Consider the following 20,500-nt stretch of genomic DNA (forward strand, 5'->3'; position numbering starts at 1 on the left):
CGATCAGCGTCAGCCGCGGATGTCAGCGGGGACGCAACGTCACCATCGGCGGCCGGTCGTCCAACGACACCGACGACGTGCGGGGCGTGTAGTCCTCGCCGTCGGCGAAGAACTGCGTCAGACCGACGCCGGAATCCGGGATGCCGCACCGCTGCAGCAGTGTCGCGATGACCTGCCGGCTCATCGAGGCCAGCTCGGTGAGCGGGCGGTTGCGGTGGGTGCGTACCCCGAGGTTGACCTGGGCGATGCCGTCGAGGCCCAGTCGGTCGTAGGCGTCGACCAGCAGCCCGATCTCCACGCCGTAGCCCGGCGCGAACGGCACCGCGGTCAGCAGCTCCCTGGTGCCGGCGTATTCCCCGCCGAGCGGTTGGTACAGGCACGTCAGCTCGGGCCGCAGCGCAGCGAGCAGCGGTCGGGCCACCAGCTCGGTGACGCGCCCGCCGCCGTTGGCGTCTTCGCGGCCGCTGACCTTGAGTGGGCGTCGGTAGAAGCCCTTCACCAGATGCACACCATCAGCGGTGAGCAGCGGGCCGAGCAGCTTGGGCACGAACATCGGGTCGGGATCGAGCAGATCGGAATCGACGAATGCGATCAGGTCACCGGTGGTAGCCGCCAGCGAACGCCACAGCACCTCACCCTTGCCGGGCTGGGGCGCCACCTCGGGCAGCGCGGCCTCGCGACTGATCACCCGCGCCCCCGCGGCCAGCGCGCGGATCTCGGTGTCGTCGGTGGACCCGGAGTCGAGCACCACGAGCTCGTCGACCAACCCGCCGAGCAGCGGTGTGATCGTCTCGACCACGCCGGCCACGGTCTCTTCCTCGTTCAGAGCCGGGAGCACCACCGACACGGTGCGCCCCTTCTTCGCAGCCTCCAACTCGGCGACTGTCCAGGCCGGGCGGCTCCAACTGTGGTCGGTCAGCCAGCGATGCTCGGCCATTCCCTGGGGGCCCATTCCCGTAACGCGCTCACTCAAGACCGTCATGCCAGTCCCCTCACCGTGCGTTGTGGCGGACGGACGCCGTTGATTGACGCCACCATGTCCAGTACCCGACGTGTGGGGCCCACCTCGTGCACGCGGAACATGGCGGCTCCCTCGGCGGCTGCGAGTGCGGTCGCAGCCAGGGTGCCCTCCAGGCGCTCGGTGAGTCCCACACCGAGAGTCTCCCCGACGAAATCTTTGTTGCTCAGGGCCATCAGGACGGGCCATCCAGTGTTAACAAGCTCTTTTACGTGGCGCAACAAACTAAGACCGTGATAAGTGTTCTTGCCGAAATCGTGGGTCGGATCGATCAGGATGCCGTCCCGCCGGACCCCGTGGGCCAGCGCCCTCTCCGCGGCCGCAGTCACTTCGGCCAGCACGTCGTCGACCACGCCGCGGTCGGTGATCCCGTAGTTCACCCGGAACGGCCGAGTCCGCGGCACCGCTCCGCCGGTGTGCGAGCACACCAGGCCCGCATTGAACTCGGCGGCGACGGACGGGAGGTCCGGGTCGGCCCCGGCCCAGGTGTCGTTGATCAGGTCGGCACCGGCGGCACAGGCCAGCTTGGCGACCTCGCCGCGCCAGGTGTCGACGCTGATCAGCTGGTCGGGGAACTCCGCGCGGAGCCACTCGATGAACGGGACGACGCGGGCGATCTCCTCGTCGGCGTCCACGGTCTGCCCGGGCCCTGCCTTGACGCCGCCGACGTCGACGATGTCCGCACCGTCGGCGACCACACGGTGCGCCGCCTCCTTGGCGGCCTCATCGGTGAACGTGGCGCCCCGGTCGTAGAACGAGTCCGGCGTCCGGTTGACGATCGCCATGATCAGCGCACGATCACCGGCCACGGGACGCCCGAGAAACGTCGATTGCACGCTCCCAGGCTACGTACCGTGCGATTTCGGCGTGTTCACCGCCGCTCAGCGACGGCAAACACGCCGAAACCGGCGGTTACTTGGGCTTCTTGCCGGCGGCGACCTCTTCGGGGTACTCGTCGTAGAACTCGACGTACCCCTCCTCCTTGCCGGAGAGCACGTAGATCGGATCCTCGATCTCCACGTCCTCGGAGTCGTCGTCATCGGCGGAGGCCTTGCCGTACCCCTCCTTGCGGAGGTCACCCTTCTGCGACTTGAACGTCGACGTGTGGGCCAGTTCCTCGACCACCCGGACGAACAGCGGCACCGCATAGCCGGGCAGCTTGTCGTAGGCGGCCTTGGCCAGGGACTTGCCGTCGAACTCCTGGCCTTCTTTGAGCTGGACGGCGGCCATGCCGGCCCGCCCGCCCGCGCCGGGCACCTCGACACCGAACACCGTGGCCTCTTCGACCTGCGGGTCCGTCGAGATGGCGGCCTCGACCTCGGTGGTGGCGACGTTCTCGCCCTTCCACCGGAAGGTGTCGCCGAGGCGGTCGGTGAACGCGGCGTGCCCGAAGCCCTGGGCGCGCATCAGGTCGCCGGTGTTGAACCAGACGTCACCCTCTTTGAAGGCGTCGCGCACCAGCTTCTTCTCGGTGGCCTCCTTGTCGGTGTAGCCGTCGAAGGGCTGGAAGTTGCTGACCTTGGACAGCAGCAAGCCGGGCTGGCCGGTCTTCACTTTCCGCAGCCGGCCGTTGTCGTCGCGCTTGGGGTCCCCGGTCTCCTCGTCGTACTCGACGAAGGCCACGGGGCTGGGGCAGATGCCGGTTGTCTTGTCGATGTTGAGGACGTTGACGAACGCGGTGTTGCCTTCACTGGCCGCATAGAACTCGCAGACCCGCTTGATGCCGAACCGTTCGGTGAACTCGTCCCAGATGGCAGGCCGCAGGCCGTTGCCGGCGATCACCCGCACCTTGTGTTGGCGGTCGGTCGGCTTCTCCTCTTTGCCCAGCAGGTAGGTGCAGATCTCGCCGATGTAGACGAACGCGGTCGCCTCGTAGCGGATGACGTCGTCCCAGAACTTCGACGCCGAGAACGACTTGCCCAGCGCCAGTGTCGCGCCGGAGTTCAGCACCGAGGACAGCGCGACTGTCAACGCGTTGTTGTGGTAGAGCGGCAGGCAGCAGTACAGCGTGTCGTTGCTGTTGAGCCGCATGCCCAGACCACCGAACCCGGCCAGCGCCCGCAGCCAGCGGTAGTGCGTCATCACGCTGGCCTTCGGCATACCGGTGGTGCCGGAGGTGAAGATGTAGAACGCCTTGTCCTTGGCGAGCACCGCCGACGTGGTGGCGGGGTTGCTGGTCGGCGCGCCCTGCGCCTTCTCCTTCATCTCGTCGACGGTGACGACACCGGAGGTGTCCGCGCCGCTCTCGGAAATCGGATCGATCAGGTCGACCTCGGCGATCACGACCTTGGCCTCGAGCAGGCCCAGACTGTGCTTGAGCACGTCACCGCGCTGGTGGTAGTTGATCATCCCGGCGATGGCGCCGCACTTGACCGCGGCGAGCATCAGCAGCACCGAGTCCGGGGAGTTGCGCAGCATGACGCCGACGACGTCGCCGTGGCCCACGCCGCGCGCGGCGAGTACCGCGGCGTAGCGGTTGACGGTCTCGTTGGCCTCGCCGTAGGACAGCTCGACGTCGTCGAACTTGATGAACACCTTGTCGGCATAGCGGCCCGCGCGGTCCTGGAAGACTTTGCCGATAGAGGTCTTCGCTGTCGGACGGGCCAGGAACCCGGTGACGACGCCCTGCACGATCGTCGGTGTGTCCATCAGCAGCCCCGGTACCTGGCTCGCGATGTCGAGGACCCCGACACTGCTCCGCTTCCCGGATTTACCGCTCATTCGCCGCTCCCCTTGTTCCTCGGTGGTCGTGTGTCGGTCACCCTAGCCCGGTGCGCATGCGGCCAGAGCAGCATCGATGTCGTCGACGACGTGCAGACGCGCGAGCGCGCCCTCACCGACATAGCCGCTCTGGACCAGCCCGCGCAGCCAGTCCAGAAGCCCCTCGTAATGCCCCCAAGTGTCGAGCATCACGATTGGCTTGGTGTGCATACCCAAATAGCCCGCTGTCCAGGCTTCGAAGAATTCTTCGAGCGTTCCGATGCCGCCGGGCAGCGCGATGAAAGCATCGGCGCGGTCTTCCATGACCTGTTTGCGCTCCCGCATCGTGTCGGTGACGACGAGCTCATCGGCCTCGGTGTCGGCGACCTCGCGATGGACCAGCGCCTTGGGGATCACGCCCACGGTGCGACCGCCGTGGGAGCGGGCGGCCGCGGCCACCTCCCCCATCGCCGAGACGTTTCCGCCGCCGGAGACCAGCGTCCAGCCGCGGTCGGCGATGGCGGCGCCGAGCCGCCGGGCGAGGTCGAGCAGACGAGTTTCTGTGGGGCCCGAGGCGCAGTACACGCAGACGGCCCATCCGCGATCGGGTTCTGGGGACACGACCTAAAACTTAGCCATAGGCTGAGCCGGTGCCCGTGCCCGCGCCAGTCACCTGGGTGACCGCACCCGACGAACCCGCGCTGGCACAGCTGGACGCGGGCGTGCGCGACCGCTCGGGGGCGGCTCTGATCGGGCCCGCCGGCGTCGGAAAGACGTGGCTGTTGCGCCGGGCGGCTGAGCGGCTGGCGTCGGACTTCCCACGGGTCGACTGGGTGCGCGCGACGGCGACGCGGACCGCGATTCCGTTCGCCGCCGTCGGACATCTCGTCGACGTTCCCGACACCGGCAAGACGGCAGCGGTCCTGCGGGCCGCGCGGAACCGTCTCGGCGACGGTCGCCTGCTCGTGGTCGACGATGCGCACCTGCTCGATCCGCTGTCGGCGGCACTGATCTATCAGCTGGCGGTCGGCGCGACGGTGCGCATCCTGCTGTCGGCCAGCGTCTCGGCGAACCCGGTACCCGCCGAGGTCAGCGCGTTGTGGCGGGACGGCCTGCTGTCCCGCATCGATCTCGAGCCGCCCGGGCACGACGACGACCGGTTGATGGCCCATGTGGCCGACTTCGTCGACGCTGTGAGCCCGCAGGCGCGCCGGGTGCTCGAGTTCCTCGCGGTGTGCGATCCGCTGAGTCTCGAGGACGTCGCGGTGTTGACCAGTGCCGGCGCGGTCGACGACGCCGCGGCGGCGGGGGTGATCTCGGTCGACGACGACGGGGTGCGTCCCGCGCATCCGCTGTTCTGCGACGCGGTGCGCGCCGCGCTGGGCGGTCCTGAGCTCCGCCGGCTGCGGACGGCGGTGGTGGCCCGGCTGTCGCAGGCGGGTCCGCGCGGCGTGGTCGCGCGGCTGCGCCTGGCGGCGCTGGCCGTGGGAAGCGACAGCCCGCCGCCGGTCGCGCAAGTGTGCGCCGCGGCGGCGGATGCGCTGCGACTCGGCGATCTGGAGCTCTCCGAGCGGCTGGGACAGGCGGCCCTGGCTCAGTCGCCCGATCTGAGCGCCCGCCTCACGGTCGGCTACGCGCTGGCGTGGCAGGGCCGCGGCCGGGACGCCGACGCGGTGCTGGCCGAGGTGGAGCCCGGCGAGCTGACCGAGGACGAGATGCTGGCGTGGGCGCTGCCGACGGCGGCCAATCAGTTCTGGATGTTGTCGGAGCCCGAGCGGGCGACGGCCTTCCTGCAGGCCACTCGCGGCAAGGTGAGCTCACCGGCGGCGCGCACCACGCTGGACGCGCTGTCGGCGACCTTCGCGATGAACGCCGGCAACCTCGGTAGGGCCGTCGAGCTCGCTGACGAGGTGCTGGGCTCGTCGGCCGCCGACGACACCGCGGTGGGCTGGGCGGGTTCGGCGGCCGCTCTGTGCGCGGCCCGCATGGGGCGGTTCGCCGATGTCGACGCGCTGGCCGAGCGCGCGATGTCGGCCGGCCAGCCGGGGTTGCTGCGATTCACCAGCGGCTTCGGCCAGACCTCCGCGCTGCTGATGGCCGGGGAGCCCGAGCGTGCACTGGAACTGGCGCGCCATCTCACCGATTTCGCCCAGCGCCGGCAGCCCGGCCGCGCGATCGGCGAGGTGCTGGTGGCCGACGTCCTGATCGCCACCGGCCAGACGGCGCAGGCGGTGGCGCTGCTGCGGCAGTCGGCCGCGACGCTGGCCCCGACGGGATACTCGTGGGGGCCGCTGGCCTGGATGCTGCTCGCGCAGGCGCTCGGCCGGCTGGGCGAGACCGTCGAGGCGGGAAAGGCGTTGTCGCGCGCAGAATCTCGGCACGGCCTGAAGTCGATGCTGTTCGCGCCGGAGTTGGCCCTGGCGCGGGCGTGGACGATGTCGGCTCGCCGCGACGCCCACGGCGCGGTGGCGGCGGCCCGGGATGCCGTCAAGGCCGCCGAGCGCGGCGGCCAGCAGGCGGTCGCTCTGCGCGCTGCGGCCGACGCAGTTGTCCTCGGTGATCCGCGCGCGGGTGAGACGCTGACTCGAATCGCGCAGCAGGTGCCGTGCGCCTTCGGCCGCGACGCGGTAGCCGGCCTTTAGCGCACGCGTCCCGCGTCCAGACTCAGCGTGCGGTCCACGCCGATGGCCGCGAGGAACGCCTCGTCGTGGCTCACGACGACGAACGCACCCCGGTAAGCCTGCAAGGCCTGTTCGAGCTGGGCGACGCTGACGAGGTCGAGGTTGTTGGTCGGTTCGTCGAGCAGCAGCAGCTCGGGTGCGGGTTCGGCGAACAGCACGCACGCCAAGGTGGCGCGCAATCTCTCGCCGCCCGACAGCGTCGCGACCGTGCGATCGACCGCGTCGTCTCCGAACAGGAACTGCGCCAACAGATGCCGGCGGCGCGTCACCGACAGGCTCGGCGCGTGGGCGGCGAGGTTGTCGGCCAGCGTGGCGTTGTCGTCGAGCAGGTCGAGCCGCTGCGACAGGTACGCCACCCGGCCTCCCGAGCGGTCGACCGTGCCGCGATCGGGTGCCAGTTCGCCGAGCAGAACCCGCAGCAGCGTGGTCTTACCGCTGCCGTTCGGGCCGGTGAGCGCGATTCGCTCTGGGCCACGGATCGAGAACTCGACGCCGGCGAGCACCTCGCGATTGCCGCGTGCCACCGCGATCTCATTGCAGCGCAGGATCATCCGACCGGACGGCACTTCGGTGTCCGGAAGATCGAGGGTCAGCGTGTCGTCGTCGCGCACCAGCGCTTCGGCCTCACCCAGCCGAGCCCGAGCGTCGTCGACCCGCCGGGCGTGCACATCATCGGCACGGCCCGCGCTCACCTGCGCCCGGCGCTTCATCGCGCCGGCAACTATTTTCGGTATCCCCGCGTCAGGGAGTGATCGCTGCGCAGCGCCGCTGCGCCGGTCGGCCCGCTCGCGGGCCTGCTGGCGATCGCGCTTCTGGCGTTTGAGGTGTTGCTCGGCCTGGCGGACCGCGCTGCGCGCGGCGCGGTCGGCAGCCTCGACGGCGTCCCGGTAAGCGGTGAAATTTCCGCCGTACGAGGTGATCTCACCGCCGCGTAGCTCGGCGATGTGGTCCATCCGGTCGAGCAGCGCCCGGTCGTGACTGACCAGCAGGAGGCAGCCGGTGAAGTCGGCGAGCGCATCGTGGAGTCGACTCCGCGCGCCGGCGTCGAGATTGTTGGTCGGCTCGTCGAGGAGCAGTATCTCACTGCGCCGCAGCAATTCTCGGGCCAGTCCGAGGGTGACGACTTCGCCACCCGAGAGGGTACGCAGGGAGCGGCGGAGTCCGATGTGGCCGAGCCCGAGACGGTCGAGCTGGGCGTGGGCTCGCTCCTCGACGTCCCAGTCGTCGCCGATGGCGATGAACACCTCGTCACGGGTGTCCCCGGCCGTCAACGCCTCCAGCGCGGCGAGTACGTCGGCGATCCCGAGAAGGTCGGCGACGGTGCGATCGTCGAGCAGCGGCAGGGTCTGCGACAGATAGCCGACGGTGCCGTCGGCGCTGACCGATCCCGCGGCCGGAACGAGTTCACCGGCGGCCAGGCGCAGCACCGTGCTCTTACCGGCGCCGTTGGGCGCGATCAGGCCGGTACGGCCAGGACCTGCGGCGAAGGACAGATCGGTGAACAGCGGGGTCTCGTCGGGCCAGGAGAACGAGACGTGAGAGAAGACGATTGATGACATGCAAGAACTCTCGAGACGTGCGGACAGTGTCAGCGGGCGCGTCAGCGAGAGAGCATGGGTCCAGGATAACCGGACCCGTCAACCGATTAAGTACCGCCGCAACGTCTCGGTGACGGAGGTGATCTGCGTGACGTCGACGTGTTCGTCGACGCGGTGCGCGGTGTTCGGGTCTCCCGGGCCGTAGTTCACGGCCGGCACACCCAGCGCCGCGAACCGGGACACGTCGGTCCAGCCGTACTTCGCGCGTACGGCTCCCCCGGCGGCCTGCACCAGCGCAGCCGCGGCGGGGCGAGTCAGCCCGGGCAGGGCACCGGCGGCGGAGTCGGTCATCTCGATCGTCACATCGAGCCCGTCGAACACCTCGAGCACGTGGGCGTATGCGGCGTCCACCGAGCGGTCGGGGGCGAACCGGAAGTTCACCGTGACCGAGGCGGCGTCGGGGATGACGTTGCCGGCGACACCGCCGTCGATGCGCACCGCCGAGAGTCCCTCGCGATACACGCAACCGTCGATGTCGACGCTGCGGGCCTGGTAGTGCTGCAGCCTGGTCAGTACCGCTGCCAACTTGTGAATCGCGTTGTCGCCCAGCCACGATCGCGCCGAATGAGCACGCGTACCGGTCGCCCGGACGATGACCCGCAACGTGCCCTGGCAGCCGGCTTCGATGAGTCCGCCCGACGGTTCGCCGAGGATCGCCACGTCGGCGGCCAGCCAGTCGGGCAGTTCGCGTTCGATGCGGCCGAGCCCGTTGGCCGACGCCTCGATCTCCTCGCAGTCGTAGAAGACCAGCGTGATGTCATGCGCGGGTTCGGTGACCGTCGCGGCCAGGTGCAGGAACACGGCGTCGCCGGACTTCATGTCCGACGTGCCGCAGCCGTACAGCAGGTCGCCGTCACGGCGGCTCGGCACGTTGTCGGCGGCGGGCACGGTGTCGGTGTGTCCGGCGAGCAGCACCCGCGACGGCTTCCCGTGATGCGTGCGAGCCAACACTGCGTCTCCGTGCCGGATGATCTCGAATCCGGTGGTCTGCGCTCGTAGTGCGGCCTCGACCTCGTCGGCGATGCGCGTCTCGTGGCGGGATTCGCTGGGAATGTCGACCAGCGCGACGGTCAAGGCGATCGGGTCACCGTGTAGGTCGAGCACGAGACACCAGGTTAGTCGGTTCGCTAGCGTGAGACGGCGCTGGGAAGGAGCTCGATGTCGTCATCGGAGCAGGAACCGGACTACCGGTTCACGCTGGCCAATGAACGTACCTTCCTGGCATGGATTCGCACCGCGCTGGCGCTGATCGCCGGTGGCGTCGCCGTCGTGCAGTTCGCCCCGGCCTTCGGGATCGCCGGGGTGCGCCATCTGCTCAGCGTGGTGCTCACCGCGGGCGGCGGTGTGCTCGCCGTGTTGGCCGTACACCGGTGGCGGGTGGTGCAGGACGCGATGCGCCGCGACGCCGACCTGCCGCCCACCCGTGTTCCGGCGGCGCTTGCCACCGGTATCGCCGTCGTCGCACTTGGCGTGCTGGTGGTGCTGGTGATCTGGCCACCGACAGGGCACTGACATGGCGGAGAAGCCGGGGTTGCAGACGGAGCGGACCCTGCTGTCGTGGGAGCGCAGCGCGTTGGGCCTGCTCGTCGGCGGCGCCTTGATGCTGATCCGCCACCACGGCCCGCCCATCGCGGGCGGACCGTGGCTGGCGGCGTCGGCGGGATTGCTGGCCGTCGCGGTGCTGGTGCTCGGTTACCGGCGGTCGCGCCGCATCCGGCCCGGCGCCGTCGAGGTACCGGCGCTGGAGGTCCGGGTGCTCGGCTACGGGACAGCGGCGTTCGCGGCGGCCGCTGCGGTGGCGCTGGCCCTCTCGATGTGATCCGTCAGTACTGGATCGCCTCGATCAGCGGTGACGGTTCGTCCATCAGCGCCCAGAACCGGTCGCGGATGGCGACCGTCATCGGTCCCGGCTCACCGCTGCCGATGGGCTCACCGTCGAGGGTGTTGATCGGCGTGACGCCGCCGGCGGTGGTGACCGCCATGATCTCGTCGGCGTCGTAGAGCTCGTGGCTGGTGACGTCGCGCAGGGTCGCCTCGATGCCCATCGCGTCGGCGATCTCGAACACGGTCTTGCGGGTGATGCCGGGCAGCGCATTGCGCGACGGCGAGGCCAGCTTGCCGTCCTTGACGATGCACACGTTGAAACCGGGCCCCTCGGCCACGCAGCTGTCGGAGTCCAGCAGGATCGCGGTGCGCGCGCCGCGGTCCTTGGCCTCGAAGCTCGCTGCGGTCAGGTCGCCCCACTGGTAGTTCTTGATCGTCGGGTCGACGGTGTTGCGGCCGGCGCGCCGCACATGGCGCGGGACGACGGCGGTGGTGCCGAAGATCTGTTCCTGCGGGGGGAACGCCCACAGGTAGGGAATCGCGTAGATGTACACCTGGTGGGTCAGCTTGGACAGGTCCTTCTCACCCTTGCGTCGTCCGTAACCGCGGGTGACGGTCAGGTTGACGAAGGACTCGCGAAGCTGCGACATGCTGACGCACTTCTTGGTGATCTCGGCGAGTTCGTCCTTGCTCATCCCGGCGTCCAGGCGCAGCTTGCGGGCGCCGTCGAGGAGCCGGTCGAGGTGGTCCCCGAGCCGGAAGATGTTGCCGTGCCATACGTGGGCGACGGTGTAGGTCAGATCGGAATGTCCGAAGCCGGTGTCGAAGATCGAGATCCGCGCGTCCTCGGCGGGGATGAACTCGCCTTCGATCCACGCGACGCCGCCGGCGTACGGGCTCGAGGTGTCCAGTTCGTAGTCGCTGTACTGGATCACCGAACCGGGCGGGGTGTCCTCCCGGATCGCGCCGGGCTCGACGGCGACCAGGTTCGAGGTGCCGAGTTCTTGTGTGGTGGTCATGAAGTGATCCTTTCGGGAACTATCGGGAATCAGTTGAAGCCGTGGGTTTTGGCGTAGTCCGGTCCGGCATCGCCGCTGGCGAGCCGCTTGCGCAGCCCGGTCACCGACCAGAGGCCGACGAGCACCAGAAGACCGAGGAAGACGTATCCGTTGCCTGCGAACTGCGGCAGGAAGATCAGCGCCGCGCATACCGCCGCGAACGCGATGAGGGCGACCACGGCGATCGGCACGCGGGCCCTGCCGAGATCGAACGTGCCCGGCTCGGGCGCGGGGATGGAGCCCCGCCGCGTGCCGATCAGCACGGCGACCGTCTGCAGGAAGTACATCGCGCACACCGCCAGCGACGACAGACCGAGGATCAGGAAGAACGCCTTCTCACTGACGAGGGCCGACAGCAGCAGGATGGTCGACAGGCCGAACATCCCTAACACCGCGTAGGTGGGTGTGCGGTTCGACGGGGACACGTGGCGCCAGATGTGCGAGAACGGCAGCATGTTGTCGCGGGCCATCGAGTAGGTGAGCCGGGTCGCCACAAGGATGTTGGCCAGGATGCACGCCAGGACGTTGGTCAGGGCCACGGCGACGACGATCTTGCTGACCAACGGGCCGGCCTGCTGGGTGATGATCTCCTCGATGGGAGCCGCCGAGGCGGCCTGGACGGCGTCCTGGTCTTTGATGGCCAGCACGTAGACGACGTACATCAGGAATTCGATGACGATCGAGGCGGTCAGCGCATAGAACATCGTCCGGGGAATGACCTTGCGGGCGTTGATGGTCTCCTCGGCGACATCCGCACAGGCCTCGACGCCGATCAGTCCGAAGAAGGGCCCGAGCGAAGCCGCCAACCAGGCCAGGATGTACGCACTGTGGTCGCCGGACTCGCCGCCGGTGAACAGTACCGAGACCGGCTGATGGTTGTCGGGCGACGAGAACGCGATGATCGCGACGAGAATTGTGGCGCCGACGGTGATGACCAACTCGAGGCTCACACCGATGTTGTTGACCATTGTGGCGAATCGAACGCCGTACAGGTTGATCATCATGCAGACGGCCATCACGCCGATCGCGACGAGGATTTGCGCGGTCTGGGTCATGTTCCAGCCGAACAAGCTGCCGAGATACCCCGACAGGATGAAGCCGACGCCGGTCATGCCGCAAATCCACCCAGCGAGGGCCAATATGCCAGTGAACAACGCCATCGAGGAGCCGACGAGGCGGCTGGTCCATTGGTACGAATAGCCGGCCAGCGGGATCTTGGCGGACAGGTCGGAAGCGATGAACGTCCAGATCAGGAACACTGCGGCCGCGAGCAGCAGGGTCCACACGAAGGGTCCGCCCGCTGTGAAGTAGCCGGCGCCGAAGCCGGTGAAGACCGCGGTGGTCGCGCTGATGGTCGCAAAGCCGAGCGCGAAGGACGCCAGTCGTCCGACGGATCTATCGAGCTTCTGCGTGTAGCCGAACTCTTCGAGCTTGGCGTCCTCGCCTCCGCTCGACGGTTGCGAATGAGTGGGAGAGGTCAGGGCATCGGTCATGTTCACTCCAGGTGAGAGGCATCGGTTGAACACCTGATGACAGGAAAACGCCGTTGGCCGTTCATCGGAAGTTCGATGTTTTGATCTGGTGATAACCGCGGCTTATCAGTAGGTCGGCTCGGACGCGGCATCGCCGAAGCTCCAGTGCGCCTGCACGTGCCTGACCAGGGCATCAGCCTGTGGAGACAGCGCTGCGGGATGCCACGCGAGCGCTGTGTGACTGGGCGGCCGGTCTGTGATCGGTACGTAAACGATGCCCGGCCGGTCGTAGAAGCGAGCCACCGACGACGACGTGAAGCTGATCCCCAGGCCGCGTGCGATCGACGTCGTCTCGGCTTCGTAGGTGGCGGCCACCGCCGCGATCGTCGGGGGCCGGGTGCCGCGCACGTCCATCGCCAGCCAGTAGTCACGCCACGTGCCCGCGGTCAGCGGCGCGCACACGATCGGATCGTCGAGCAGCTCGACGATCGAGACCTCGGGGCGGCCCGCGAGCCGATGGTCGCGGGGCAGGCAGGCCACCCACGACTCGGAGTCCAGGATCAGCATGCGGTGCTCGGGCAGGTCGACCGGCGGCCGGATGATCGCGACTTCGGTGGTGCCGTCGGCCAGCCCGGCCGTCGGGTCCGCGAAGTCGAACTCGATCGGTTCGACCGTGACGTCGGGGTAGGCGGCCTCGAAGTGGCGTACCAGCCGGAACAGCAGGTCCGCGCCGGTCCCGATGAGATAGCCGAGGTGCAGCACGCCACGACGGGTGCCCGAGAGCATGACGAGGTTGTCGACGACGGCGTCGACGCCGGACAGCGCCTGCTGCACCTGGGGCAACCAGGCCGCACCGAGGTCGGTGAGCGCGACCTCGCGGGTGTTGCGCCGGAACAGCACGACGCCGAAGTGCTGCTCGAGTTGCTTGATCGCCGTGGACAGTGCCGGCTGGGTGATGAACAGTTTCTCCGCGGCACGGCGGTAGTTCAGCTCCTGGCCGAGGACGGCGAAGTAGCGCAGCTGGCGCAGGGTCACGTCGGTGCTCGTGGCACGCCTCCCGTCCTGCCCGGGCCCGGTTGGGACCTGTCACGCGATGCTAGGCCCACCGGTAGCCTGAAGCACCGTGACTTCAGGAGCATCAGGTATCGGCGTGGCGACGATCGCGGCCGACGGATCGGTTCTCGACGTGTGGTTCCCGGCGCCCGAGCTGTCGGACGAGAGCGAGACCGGCTCGGTGCGGCTGTCGGTCGCCGAGGTGCCCGCCGAGCTGGCCGAACTGGCCGGCCGCGACGAGGACCGCGACGTCGAGACGGTGGTGATCCGCACCGCCATCGCGGCGCTGGACGACAAGGCCGTCGACGCCTACGACGCCTACCTGCGTCTGCATCTGCTCTCGCACCGGCTGGTCGCGCCGCACGGGCTCAACGCCGACGGACTGTTCGGCGTGCTGACCAACGTCGCGTGGACGAACCACGGGCCGTGCGCCATCGAGGGATTCGAGATCGTGCGGGCGCGGCTGCGCCGCCGCGGCCCGGTGACCGTCTACGGCGTCGACAAGTTCCCGCGGATGGTCGACTACGTCATGCCCTCCGGGGTGCGCATCGCCGACGCGGACCGCGTGCGGCTCGGCGCGCACCTGGCGCCGGGGACGACGGTCATGCACGAAGGGTTCGTGAACTTCAACGCCGGCACATTGGGCAACTCGATGGTCGAGGGCCGCATCTCGGCCGGCGTGGTGGTCGGCGACGGATCCGACATCGGCGGCGGCGCGTCGATCATGGGGACCCTGTCCGGCGGTGGCACGCAGGTGATCTCGGTCGGTGAGCGCTGCCTGCTCGGCGCCAACGCGGGTCTGGGCATCTCGTTGGGTGACGACTGCGTGATCGAGGCCGGGCTGTACGTGACCGCGGGCACCAAGGTCACGACCGGTGACGGTCAGACGGTCAAAGCCCGGGAGCTCTCCGGCGCGAACAATCTGCTGTTCCGGCGCAATTCGGTGACGGGGGCGGTCGAGGTGGTCAAGCGCGACGGCACCGGCATCACGCTGAACGACGCCCTGCACGCCAACTAGGGTCGTCCGTCACTGCGGCAGCGTCCCGGTCATGACCGAACTCTGACCAACGCTCCTGACGCGGCGAAATCCGTTTACCGGACCGCTGCGTGTGGGGACTGACAGGGAAACCATGTCGACAGGAGTGGCCCATGGCGGCGAGTGGCGAGCACTCGACAGCGCTTCCCCCCGACCCGGATCCCGGCGACACCACGGGCCTCTCGGAAGGCGGCAGCGTCCAACCGGGTGACACGCCGCCCGATTCGGGCTCGCTGTCGGCATCGGCGAACCAGAACCCACTGCCGAAGCACCGGTTCACACCTGTGGCGATCGCGGGCATGATCGCCGCCGCAGTCCTCGTCGTTCTGTTCCTCACCGTCGCCGTGGTGTACGGGTTGCAGGTGTTCGGGCTGATGGATCGGTGGTGACACCGGCGCGCATCACGTCAGGCACGCCGGCGACCCACCCACGCAGCGAGCGCGTCGGGCGTCGTCACGTGATCGAGCCCGGCCAGGACCGCGCCCTGCAGCGGCCCGTCCTCGCCGTGCAGGGCGTCGCGCACCGGCGGCGGTGACGCCTTCCGGAACGCCATCAGCGCATCACGGAACGCATCGTCGAAAGCCCCGGTAGCCTGCGCCCGCAGCAGCGCTGCGACACCCCCGAGCGTCACCGCCTCCGGATCGTGCAGGTTCACCAGCGCCCCGATGCCACGGCCCAGCGAGGCCGCGACCTTTCGAAACGCACTGCGAGACAACGCGTCCCGACGAGCAGCCAGGTCATGCACGTAGCCGATCGGATCGGTCGGAGCCCGGTCGCCGAGGTGGCGCGCCAACGCGCGGCCGTCGACCGTCAGATCCCAGCACCCTCGAGCCCCGCACGGACACCGTAGGCCGGGGTCTCCGAACGGGACGTGCCCGTACTCCCCTGCCGCGCCGTGCCCGCCCGCGACCGGCTCACCGTTGACCACCAGCGCCCCGCCGATGCCCTGCGCCACCATCAGATGAAGCGCGGTCGTCACGTCGCGGGCGGCACCGGTGCGGGCCTCGGCCAGCCCGGCCAGGGTGGCGTCGTTGCCGAGCAGCACCGCCACCCGCCGCGGGATCTTCGCGGTCAGCACCGCCAGATCGACGTCGCGCGAGCCACGCGCGGTGAACTGGACCAGTCGGGCATCACTGACCGTCCCCGCCACCGACACCGACAGCGCCGCAAGACGATCAGCGTGGCGCCGGTGCGCCGCGCCGATCGCGCGGGACATCCCCGCCAACGCGGCGGACAGCTCGTGTCCCGCGTACTCGTCGTGCGCCACGATCTCGGGCCGGCCGTCCACGCCGGCGATGGCCAGCCGCCAGCCGGCCACACCGAGATCCGCCGCAGCGATCAGCGGCCCCTCGGGGTGGGCGGCCAGCACAGCGGTCGGCCGGCCACGGCCCTGCGCCGGCGCGCGGACCTCGTCGACGAGATGTGCCTTGCGTAGCCGCGCGGTCAGCTCGCTGGCACTGCCGCTGCCGATGCCGAGACGCGCCGCCGCGGCGGCGCGTGTGATGCCCGGTGCGTCCCGCATCACAGTGAGCAGCTGCGCGGCGGTGTGCCATCGCAGCCGTTCGGCGTGTGCAGAGACCATGCGGGGAAACTCCTTTGGAATAAACTCGATGCCTGAGTATATTGAGGACACGTGACTCTGACAGCCGATCATGCCCCGACGCGCGGGGTGCGCGATGCCCTGCCCGCCCTGCTCTCGCTGGCGTTGGCATCGGCACTGGCAGTCACCACCGAGATGCTGCCCGTGGGGCTACTGCCCGACCTGGGCACGGCCTTCGGGGTCTCCGATTCGACCACCGGCCTGCTCGTCGGACTCTATGCCGTGATGGTGGCCGTGTTCGCCGTGCCGTTGACGATCGCCACGTCGCGCTTCGCCCGTAAACCCCTGCTGATGGCCACGATCGCCGGGTATGTGATCAGCAACACCGTGGTCGCACTCGCACCCACGTTCGCCGTCGTCGCCGTCGGACGAGCGGTCGGCGGCCTCACCCACGCGCTGTTCTTCGCGCTGTTGATCGGGTACTCCCCTCGACTCGTGTCGCGCGCACATGTGGGCCGGGCGCTGGCGATCGCCGGCAGCGGCGTGTCCGCGGGCCTGGTGCTGGGCGTGCCGCTGCTGACCTCACTCGGGACGGCGGCCGGCTGGCGCGCCTCGTTCATCACACTGGCGGTGGCATCGGTCGCGACGCTCGCCCTCGTCGGCACCGTGCTCCCGCCCGTGGCGAACAGCCAGCCGACGAGCAGACCCGAGCCCGGACGTCGGGGCATGCTCGTCGCCGTGTCCGCGTCCAACCTGGTGGTCTTCGTCGGCCACTTCAGTGCCTACACCTTCATCAGCCTGCTGCTGCTGTCCAGCGGCGTCGGACCGGCGTTCATCGGGCCGATCCTGCTCGCGTGCGGGGCGTGCGGGCTGATCGGCCTCTGGTACGCGGGCAAGGGGCTCGATCGCAATCCCCGGCGCACCACGCTGATTCTGCTGCTGGCCACTGTGGCGGCCGTGGCGCTGCTCGGTGTGGGCTGGCCGGCGCTGGTGGCCGTGCTCGGCGCGACGGCACTGTGGTGCGGCGCCTTCGGCGGAGTGCCATCGGTGTATCAGGCCTGCGCGGTGCGCACCCACGCGGTGTCGCCGGAGCGCGCGGGCGCGTGGGTCAACGCGACCGCCAACGTCGGGATCGCCGGCGGCTCCGCGCTCGGGGCGATGCTGCTTGACCGCGCCGGATTGGGTGTGCTGCCGTGGGTCGCGATGGTCTTGATCTTCTGCGGGACACTCATCGCTGCGGTGGCGCGCAACGCGTTTCCCGACCGGCCCTGACGGTCAGCCGGCGGCGTTGGGGCGCAGCGGCGGACAGTTGCCCTGCGCATCGACCGCCAACTCGAAATGCCAGATCTCATTGGCGTAGATCTGGCACAACCCGAACTGCCTGCCGTTGGCGATGAGCCACTCGTCGGCGGCGGCCGGACCGATGTCGACGGCCTGCCCCCGGACATGCTGGGACACCTCCGGCGTGGCCACGAACTGCGCGGCGGCTGCCACACTTCCGTAGGACCGGACCGCGTCGTCGAACAGGCGCTGCTGGAACCCCGGCGAACGCCAGCCCGACGTGATCCGGATGTCGACACCCGCAGGCTGCGCAGCGCGGGTCGCATTCTGGACAGCCTGCAGCAGAGCCGGATTCATCTGCGAGAGAATCGGATTGGTGACGTCGAAGGGCGAGAGAGTGGTGCCGTCGGGCAGCCAGCCGCCTGTGGTGTCGACCGCAGCCGCTCCGATCGAGAGCGGCTCCAGGGGCGGGGACGGCGCTGCGGGTTCGGGCGGCGGGGGCAGCACGATGCTGGTCTGCACGAGCATCACGTCCGGCTGCGACGGATGACCGCAGGCCGCGACGGTGAGCGCGCCGCCGATCGCCGCGATCGCGCCCCACACACGCTGGCCCACCTCAGAACTCCTGCAGCAGTTGCTTTTTCAGCAGCTTACCCATGCCGTTGCGGGGCAACGCGTCGACGATGCGCACCTCCCGGGGCCGCTTGTGCACCGATAGCTCCTGCGCGACATGGTCGATCAAGGCCTCCGGCGAGGCGTCGCCGACGACGAACGCGACGATTCGCTGGCCCAGATCGGCATCCGGGGCCCCGACGACGGCCACCTCATTCACCCCGGGATGCGCCAGCAGCACCGTCTCGATCTCGCCGGCGCCGATCCGGAAGCCACCGCTCTTGATCAGGTCGACCGATTCGCGACCCACGATGCGGTGCATCCCTGCGGCATCGATGACCGCGACGTCGCCGGTGTGGTACCACCCGTCGGCGCTGCGCACCTCCGCGGTCGCGTCGGGCCGATTCAGGTAGCCGTCGAACAGCGTGGGGCTCTGCACGTGCAGCGCACCGATCGTCTCGCCGTCGTGGGGAGCGTTCGTGCCATCCTCGGCGATCAGCTTCGTGACGACTCCCTCCAGCGGGAGACCCACCCAGCCCGGCCTGCGCTCTCCGGAAGCCAACGTGCTCAACGTGATCAGCGATTCGGTACTGCCGTACCGTTCCACCGGCTGATGCCCGCTGAGGTCGGCCAACCCGTCGAAGACCGGCACCGGCAGCGCCGCGCTCCCCGACACCAGCAGCCGCGCCGGAGCCATCGCCCGGGCGGAGTCACCGTCGGCGACGATGCGGGACCACACCGTCGGCACCCCGAACACCAGCGAGCCACCGTCTGCGACCGCCTGCGCATAGTTCTGCGGCGACGGCTTCCCCGTGTGGATGAACCGGTTGCCGATCCGCAGCGAGCCCAGCAGTCCCAGCACCAGACCGTGCACGTGATACAGCGGCAACCCGTGCACCAGCGTGTCCTCGGCGGTCCACTGCCAGGCGGCGGCCAACATGTCGATGTCGGCCGCGATGGCCCGGCGACTGACCAGCACGCCCTTCGGCGGGCCGGTGGTGCCGGAGGTGTAGATGATCAGCGCTGTCGCGTCCGGGGAGGGTTCGGCGTAGCGGTGCCAGGACCGCGCATGCAGGCGCACCGGGATGTGCGGCAGGCCCGCGCTGTCCTCGGGCAGCTCGCCGAGCCAGGCCTGGGCACCGGAGTCGGTGAGGATGTGGCGGCGCTCGGCGGCGCCCACGTCGGCGGGCACCGGGACGACGGGCACGCCGGCGATCAGCGCGCCGACGGCGGCCAGCACGGTGGCGGCCGTCGGCCGGGCCAACACGGCGACCGTCGCAGCACCGGCGACCCGTTCGGCGACGGAGGTGGCCGCACCGACCAGGTCGCTGCGGCTCAGCGTCACACCGTTGATGCGTACCGCGTCGCCGATGTCGGCGCCGGCAGCGACCGCCGCGGGGTTCAAGGAGGCCAGCAGCACGCACTGAGGCTACCCGGCCGGCCTGAGCACACTCGGCGATACTGGGGCCATGGAGCCGATCCGAGCGCTCGCGTCCCGCCAGGTCTATCAGAACAACTGGCTGACCATCCGTGAGGACGACATCCAGCGTCCCGACGGCAGCAACGGTATCTACGCCGTCGTCGACAAACCCACCTACGCGCTGGTCATCCCCCGGGACGGGGACCGGTTCCACCTCGTCGAGCAGTTCCGCTACCCGCTCGGGTTGCGGCGCTGGGAGTTTCCGCAAGGCACCGCCCCCGACCGCGCGCACCTCGAGCCGGCGGAGCTCGCCGCTCGCGAGCTGCGCGAGGAGACCGGGTTGATCGCGCAGACGCTCACCGAGCTCGGCCTGCTCGACGTCGCGCCCGGGATGAGCAGCCAGCGCGGCCGGGTGTTCCTGGCCACCGGCATCACCGAGGGCCCCCACGACCGAGAGCACGAGGAGCAGGACATGCGCAGCGCGTGGTTCGCACGTGCGGAGATCGAGCAGATGATGCGCGACGGCGTCATCACCGATGCGCAATCGATGGCGGCGTGGACGCTGATGCTGCTCGCCGGTCACTGACTGACGACGAGATCAACCCGTGACGCAACCGTGCCCGTGTCGGCGGGGATGAGTGTCGGTGCGCGGAGATACCGTTCACAGGTAACTGGAAAATTACTGTGTGACTGGAACTACGGCGAGGGACCATGTCTGCCCGACGGAGCGCGTGCGCGTCTGCCATCCTCGTCGCCGCCGCGTGCGTCCACCCGACCGCCACCGCCACGGCCGCTCCGCCGGACTGGTCGGGGCGCTACACCGTGATCACGTTCGCATCGAACAAGCTGGGCACCAGCATCGCCGCGCGCCAGCCCGAACCTGACTTCCGGGCCCAGTACACGTTCAGCACCTCGTGCGCGGGCACCTGCGTGGCCACCGCCAATGACGGCCCCGCATCGAGCAATCCGACCGTCCCGCAACCGAGCCGCTACACATGGGACGGGAAGCAGTGGGTGTTCAACTACAACTGGCAGTGGGAGTGCTACCGCGGCGACGACGTCCCCCGCGAGTACGTCCCCGCTCGCTCCCTGGTGTTCTACGCACCGACGTTGGACGGTTCGATGTACGGCAGCTGGCGCACCGAAATCCTCGACGGGATATGCAAGGGCACGGTCATCATGCCCGTCGCTGCGTACCCGGCCTGAG

20 protein-coding genes are annotated in these 20,500 nt (G+C 69.3%); 8 read left to right on the forward strand and 12 right to left on the reverse strand.

Annotated features, from left to right (window positions below):
• Nucleotides 1–22: 22 nt before the first annotated feature.
• The 4 genes from ACZ50N_RS18480 to ACZ50N_RS18495 all read right to left on the reverse strand — a co-directional run bounded on the left by ACZ50N_RS18480 (nucleotide 23) and on the right by ACZ50N_RS18495 (nucleotide 4,339).
• Nucleotides 23–982, reverse strand: a complete 960-nt coding sequence (locus tag ACZ50N_RS18480; protein WP_046366242.1) for a glucosyl-3-phosphoglycerate synthase — start codon at nucleotides 980–982, stop codon at nucleotides 23–25.
• Nucleotides 979–1,854, reverse strand: a complete 876-nt coding sequence (gene folP, locus ACZ50N_RS18485) for a dihydropteroate synthase (RefSeq protein ID WP_133414219.1) — start codon at nucleotides 1,852–1,854, stop codon at nucleotides 979–981. Before folP ends, ACZ50N_RS18480 begins: the two co-directional genes overlap by 4 nt.
• Before the next feature lie 76 nt (nucleotides 1,855–1,930).
• On the reverse strand, nucleotides 1,931–3,739 hold the full coding sequence (gene fadD6, locus ACZ50N_RS18490) for a long-chain-acyl-CoA synthetase FadD6 (RefSeq protein ID WP_464473492.1): 1,809 nt from the start codon (nucleotides 3,737–3,739) through the stop codon (nucleotides 1,931–1,933).
• A gap of 42 nt (nucleotides 3,740–3,781) precedes the next feature.
• Complete coding sequence (locus tag ACZ50N_RS18495; protein WP_046366245.1) at nucleotides 3,782–4,339, reverse strand: cytokinin riboside 5'-monophosphate phosphoribohydrolase; 558 nt, start codon at nucleotides 4,337–4,339, stop codon at nucleotides 3,782–3,784.
• A 29-nt stretch (nucleotides 4,340–4,368) separates the two neighbouring features.
• Here ACZ50N_RS18495 and ACZ50N_RS18500 point away from each other — a divergent pair, with 29 nt between their 5' ends.
• Complete coding sequence (locus ACZ50N_RS18500) at nucleotides 4,369–6,360, forward strand: AAA family ATPase (protein ID WP_464473493.1); 1,992 nt, start codon at nucleotides 4,369–4,371, stop codon at nucleotides 6,358–6,360.
• Here ACZ50N_RS18500 and ACZ50N_RS18505 read toward each other — a convergent pair.
• Both ACZ50N_RS18505 and dapE read right to left on the reverse strand, forming a co-directional pair.
• On the reverse strand, nucleotides 6,357–7,958 hold the full coding sequence (locus ACZ50N_RS18505) for an ABC-F family ATP-binding cassette domain-containing protein (RefSeq protein ID WP_464473494.1): 1,602 nt from the start codon (nucleotides 7,956–7,958) through the stop codon (nucleotides 6,357–6,359). The two genes, ACZ50N_RS18500 and ACZ50N_RS18505, sit on opposite strands and share 4 nt — an antisense overlap.
• Nucleotides 7,959–8,036: 78 nt before the next feature.
• Nucleotides 8,037–9,101, reverse strand: a complete 1,065-nt coding sequence (gene dapE, locus ACZ50N_RS18510; protein ID WP_464473495.1) for a succinyl-diaminopimelate desuccinylase — start codon at nucleotides 9,099–9,101, stop codon at nucleotides 8,037–8,039.
• A gap of 54 nt (nucleotides 9,102–9,155) precedes the next feature.
• Here dapE and ACZ50N_RS18515 point away from each other — a divergent pair, with 54 nt between their 5' ends.
• On the forward strand, nucleotides 9,156–9,509 hold the full coding sequence (locus ACZ50N_RS18515; protein ID WP_464473496.1) for a YidH family protein: 354 nt from the start codon (nucleotides 9,156–9,158) through the stop codon (nucleotides 9,507–9,509).
• A 1-nt stretch (nucleotide 9,510) separates the two neighbouring features.
• A complete protein-coding gene (locus ACZ50N_RS18520; protein WP_048421958.1) occupies nucleotides 9,511–9,816 on the forward strand; it encodes a DUF202 domain-containing protein in 306 nt (101 codons plus the stop codon).
• A gap of 4 nt (nucleotides 9,817–9,820) precedes the next feature.
• On the opposite strand, the gene ACZ50N_RS18525 is transcribed toward ACZ50N_RS18520, so the two are convergent.
• The 3 genes from ACZ50N_RS18525 to ACZ50N_RS18535 form a co-directional block, all read right to left on the reverse strand.
• A complete protein-coding gene (locus tag ACZ50N_RS18525) occupies nucleotides 9,821–10,840 on the reverse strand; it encodes an aminotransferase class IV (protein ID WP_052765249.1) in 1,020 nt (339 codons plus the stop codon).
• A gap of 29 nt (nucleotides 10,841–10,869) precedes the next feature.
• Entirely contained in the window at nucleotides 10,870–12,372 is a 1,503-nt protein-coding gene (locus tag ACZ50N_RS18530; protein WP_464473497.1) for an APC family permease, read from the reverse strand.
• A gap of 105 nt (nucleotides 12,373–12,477) precedes the next feature.
• Entirely contained in the window at nucleotides 12,478–13,386 is a 909-nt protein-coding gene (locus ACZ50N_RS18535) for a LysR family transcriptional regulator (protein WP_046366073.1), read from the reverse strand.
• 88 nt (nucleotides 13,387–13,474) lie between these two features.
• Here ACZ50N_RS18535 and dapD point away from each other — a divergent pair, with 88 nt between their 5' ends.
• Both dapD and ACZ50N_RS18545 read left to right on the forward strand, forming a co-directional pair.
• Nucleotides 13,475–14,422 (forward strand): 2,3,4,5-tetrahydropyridine-2,6-dicarboxylate N-succinyltransferase, encoded by a 948-nt coding sequence (dapD, locus tag ACZ50N_RS18540; RefSeq protein WP_464470320.1) that lies wholly within the window; start codon nucleotides 13,475–13,477, stop codon nucleotides 14,420–14,422.
• Nucleotides 14,423–14,553: 131 nt separating this feature from the next.
• Nucleotides 14,554–14,829, forward strand: coding sequence for a DUF6480 family protein (locus ACZ50N_RS18545; protein ID WP_048421957.1), 276 nt, complete (start codon nucleotides 14,554–14,556; stop codon nucleotides 14,827–14,829).
• Between the two features lie 17 nt (nucleotides 14,830–14,846).
• On the opposite strand, the gene ACZ50N_RS18550 is transcribed toward ACZ50N_RS18545, so the two are convergent.
• On the reverse strand, nucleotides 14,847–16,022 hold the full coding sequence (locus ACZ50N_RS18550) for an ROK family transcriptional regulator (protein WP_464473498.1): 1,176 nt from the start codon (nucleotides 16,020–16,022) through the stop codon (nucleotides 14,847–14,849).
• A 51-nt stretch (nucleotides 16,023–16,073) separates the two neighbouring features.
• Here ACZ50N_RS18550 and ACZ50N_RS18555 point away from each other — a divergent pair, with 51 nt between their 5' ends.
• On the forward strand, nucleotides 16,074–17,252 hold the full coding sequence (locus ACZ50N_RS18555; protein WP_464473499.1) for an MFS transporter: 1,179 nt from the start codon (nucleotides 16,074–16,076) through the stop codon (nucleotides 17,250–17,252).
• Nucleotides 17,253–17,255: 3 nt separating this feature from the next.
• Here the strand turns inward: ACZ50N_RS18555 and ACZ50N_RS18560 are convergent, their stop codons facing one another.
• Entirely contained in the window at nucleotides 17,256–17,789 is a 534-nt protein-coding gene (locus ACZ50N_RS18560) for a M15 family metallopeptidase (protein ID WP_464475677.1), read from the reverse strand.
• Nucleotides 17,790–17,877: 88 nt separating this feature from the next.
• Nucleotides 17,878–19,293, reverse strand: a complete 1,416-nt coding sequence (locus ACZ50N_RS18565; RefSeq protein WP_464473500.1) for an acyl-CoA synthetase — start codon at nucleotides 19,291–19,293, stop codon at nucleotides 17,878–17,880.
• A gap of 49 nt (nucleotides 19,294–19,342) precedes the next feature.
• On the opposite strand from ACZ50N_RS18565, the gene ACZ50N_RS18570 reads away from it, so the two are divergent.
• Nucleotides 19,343–19,879, forward strand: coding sequence for an NUDIX domain-containing protein (locus ACZ50N_RS18570; protein WP_048421954.1), 537 nt, complete (start codon nucleotides 19,343–19,345; stop codon nucleotides 19,877–19,879).
• 125 nt (nucleotides 19,880–20,004) lie between these two features.
• Nucleotides 20,005–20,499 (forward strand): Rv2253 family sensor-like surface protein, encoded by a 495-nt coding sequence (locus ACZ50N_RS18575; RefSeq protein ID WP_046366808.1) that lies wholly within the window; start codon nucleotides 20,005–20,007, stop codon nucleotides 20,497–20,499.
• The last annotated feature ends 1 nt before the right edge of the window (nucleotide 20,500 follow it).

Source organism: Mycolicibacterium obuense, from assembly GCF_055397605.1.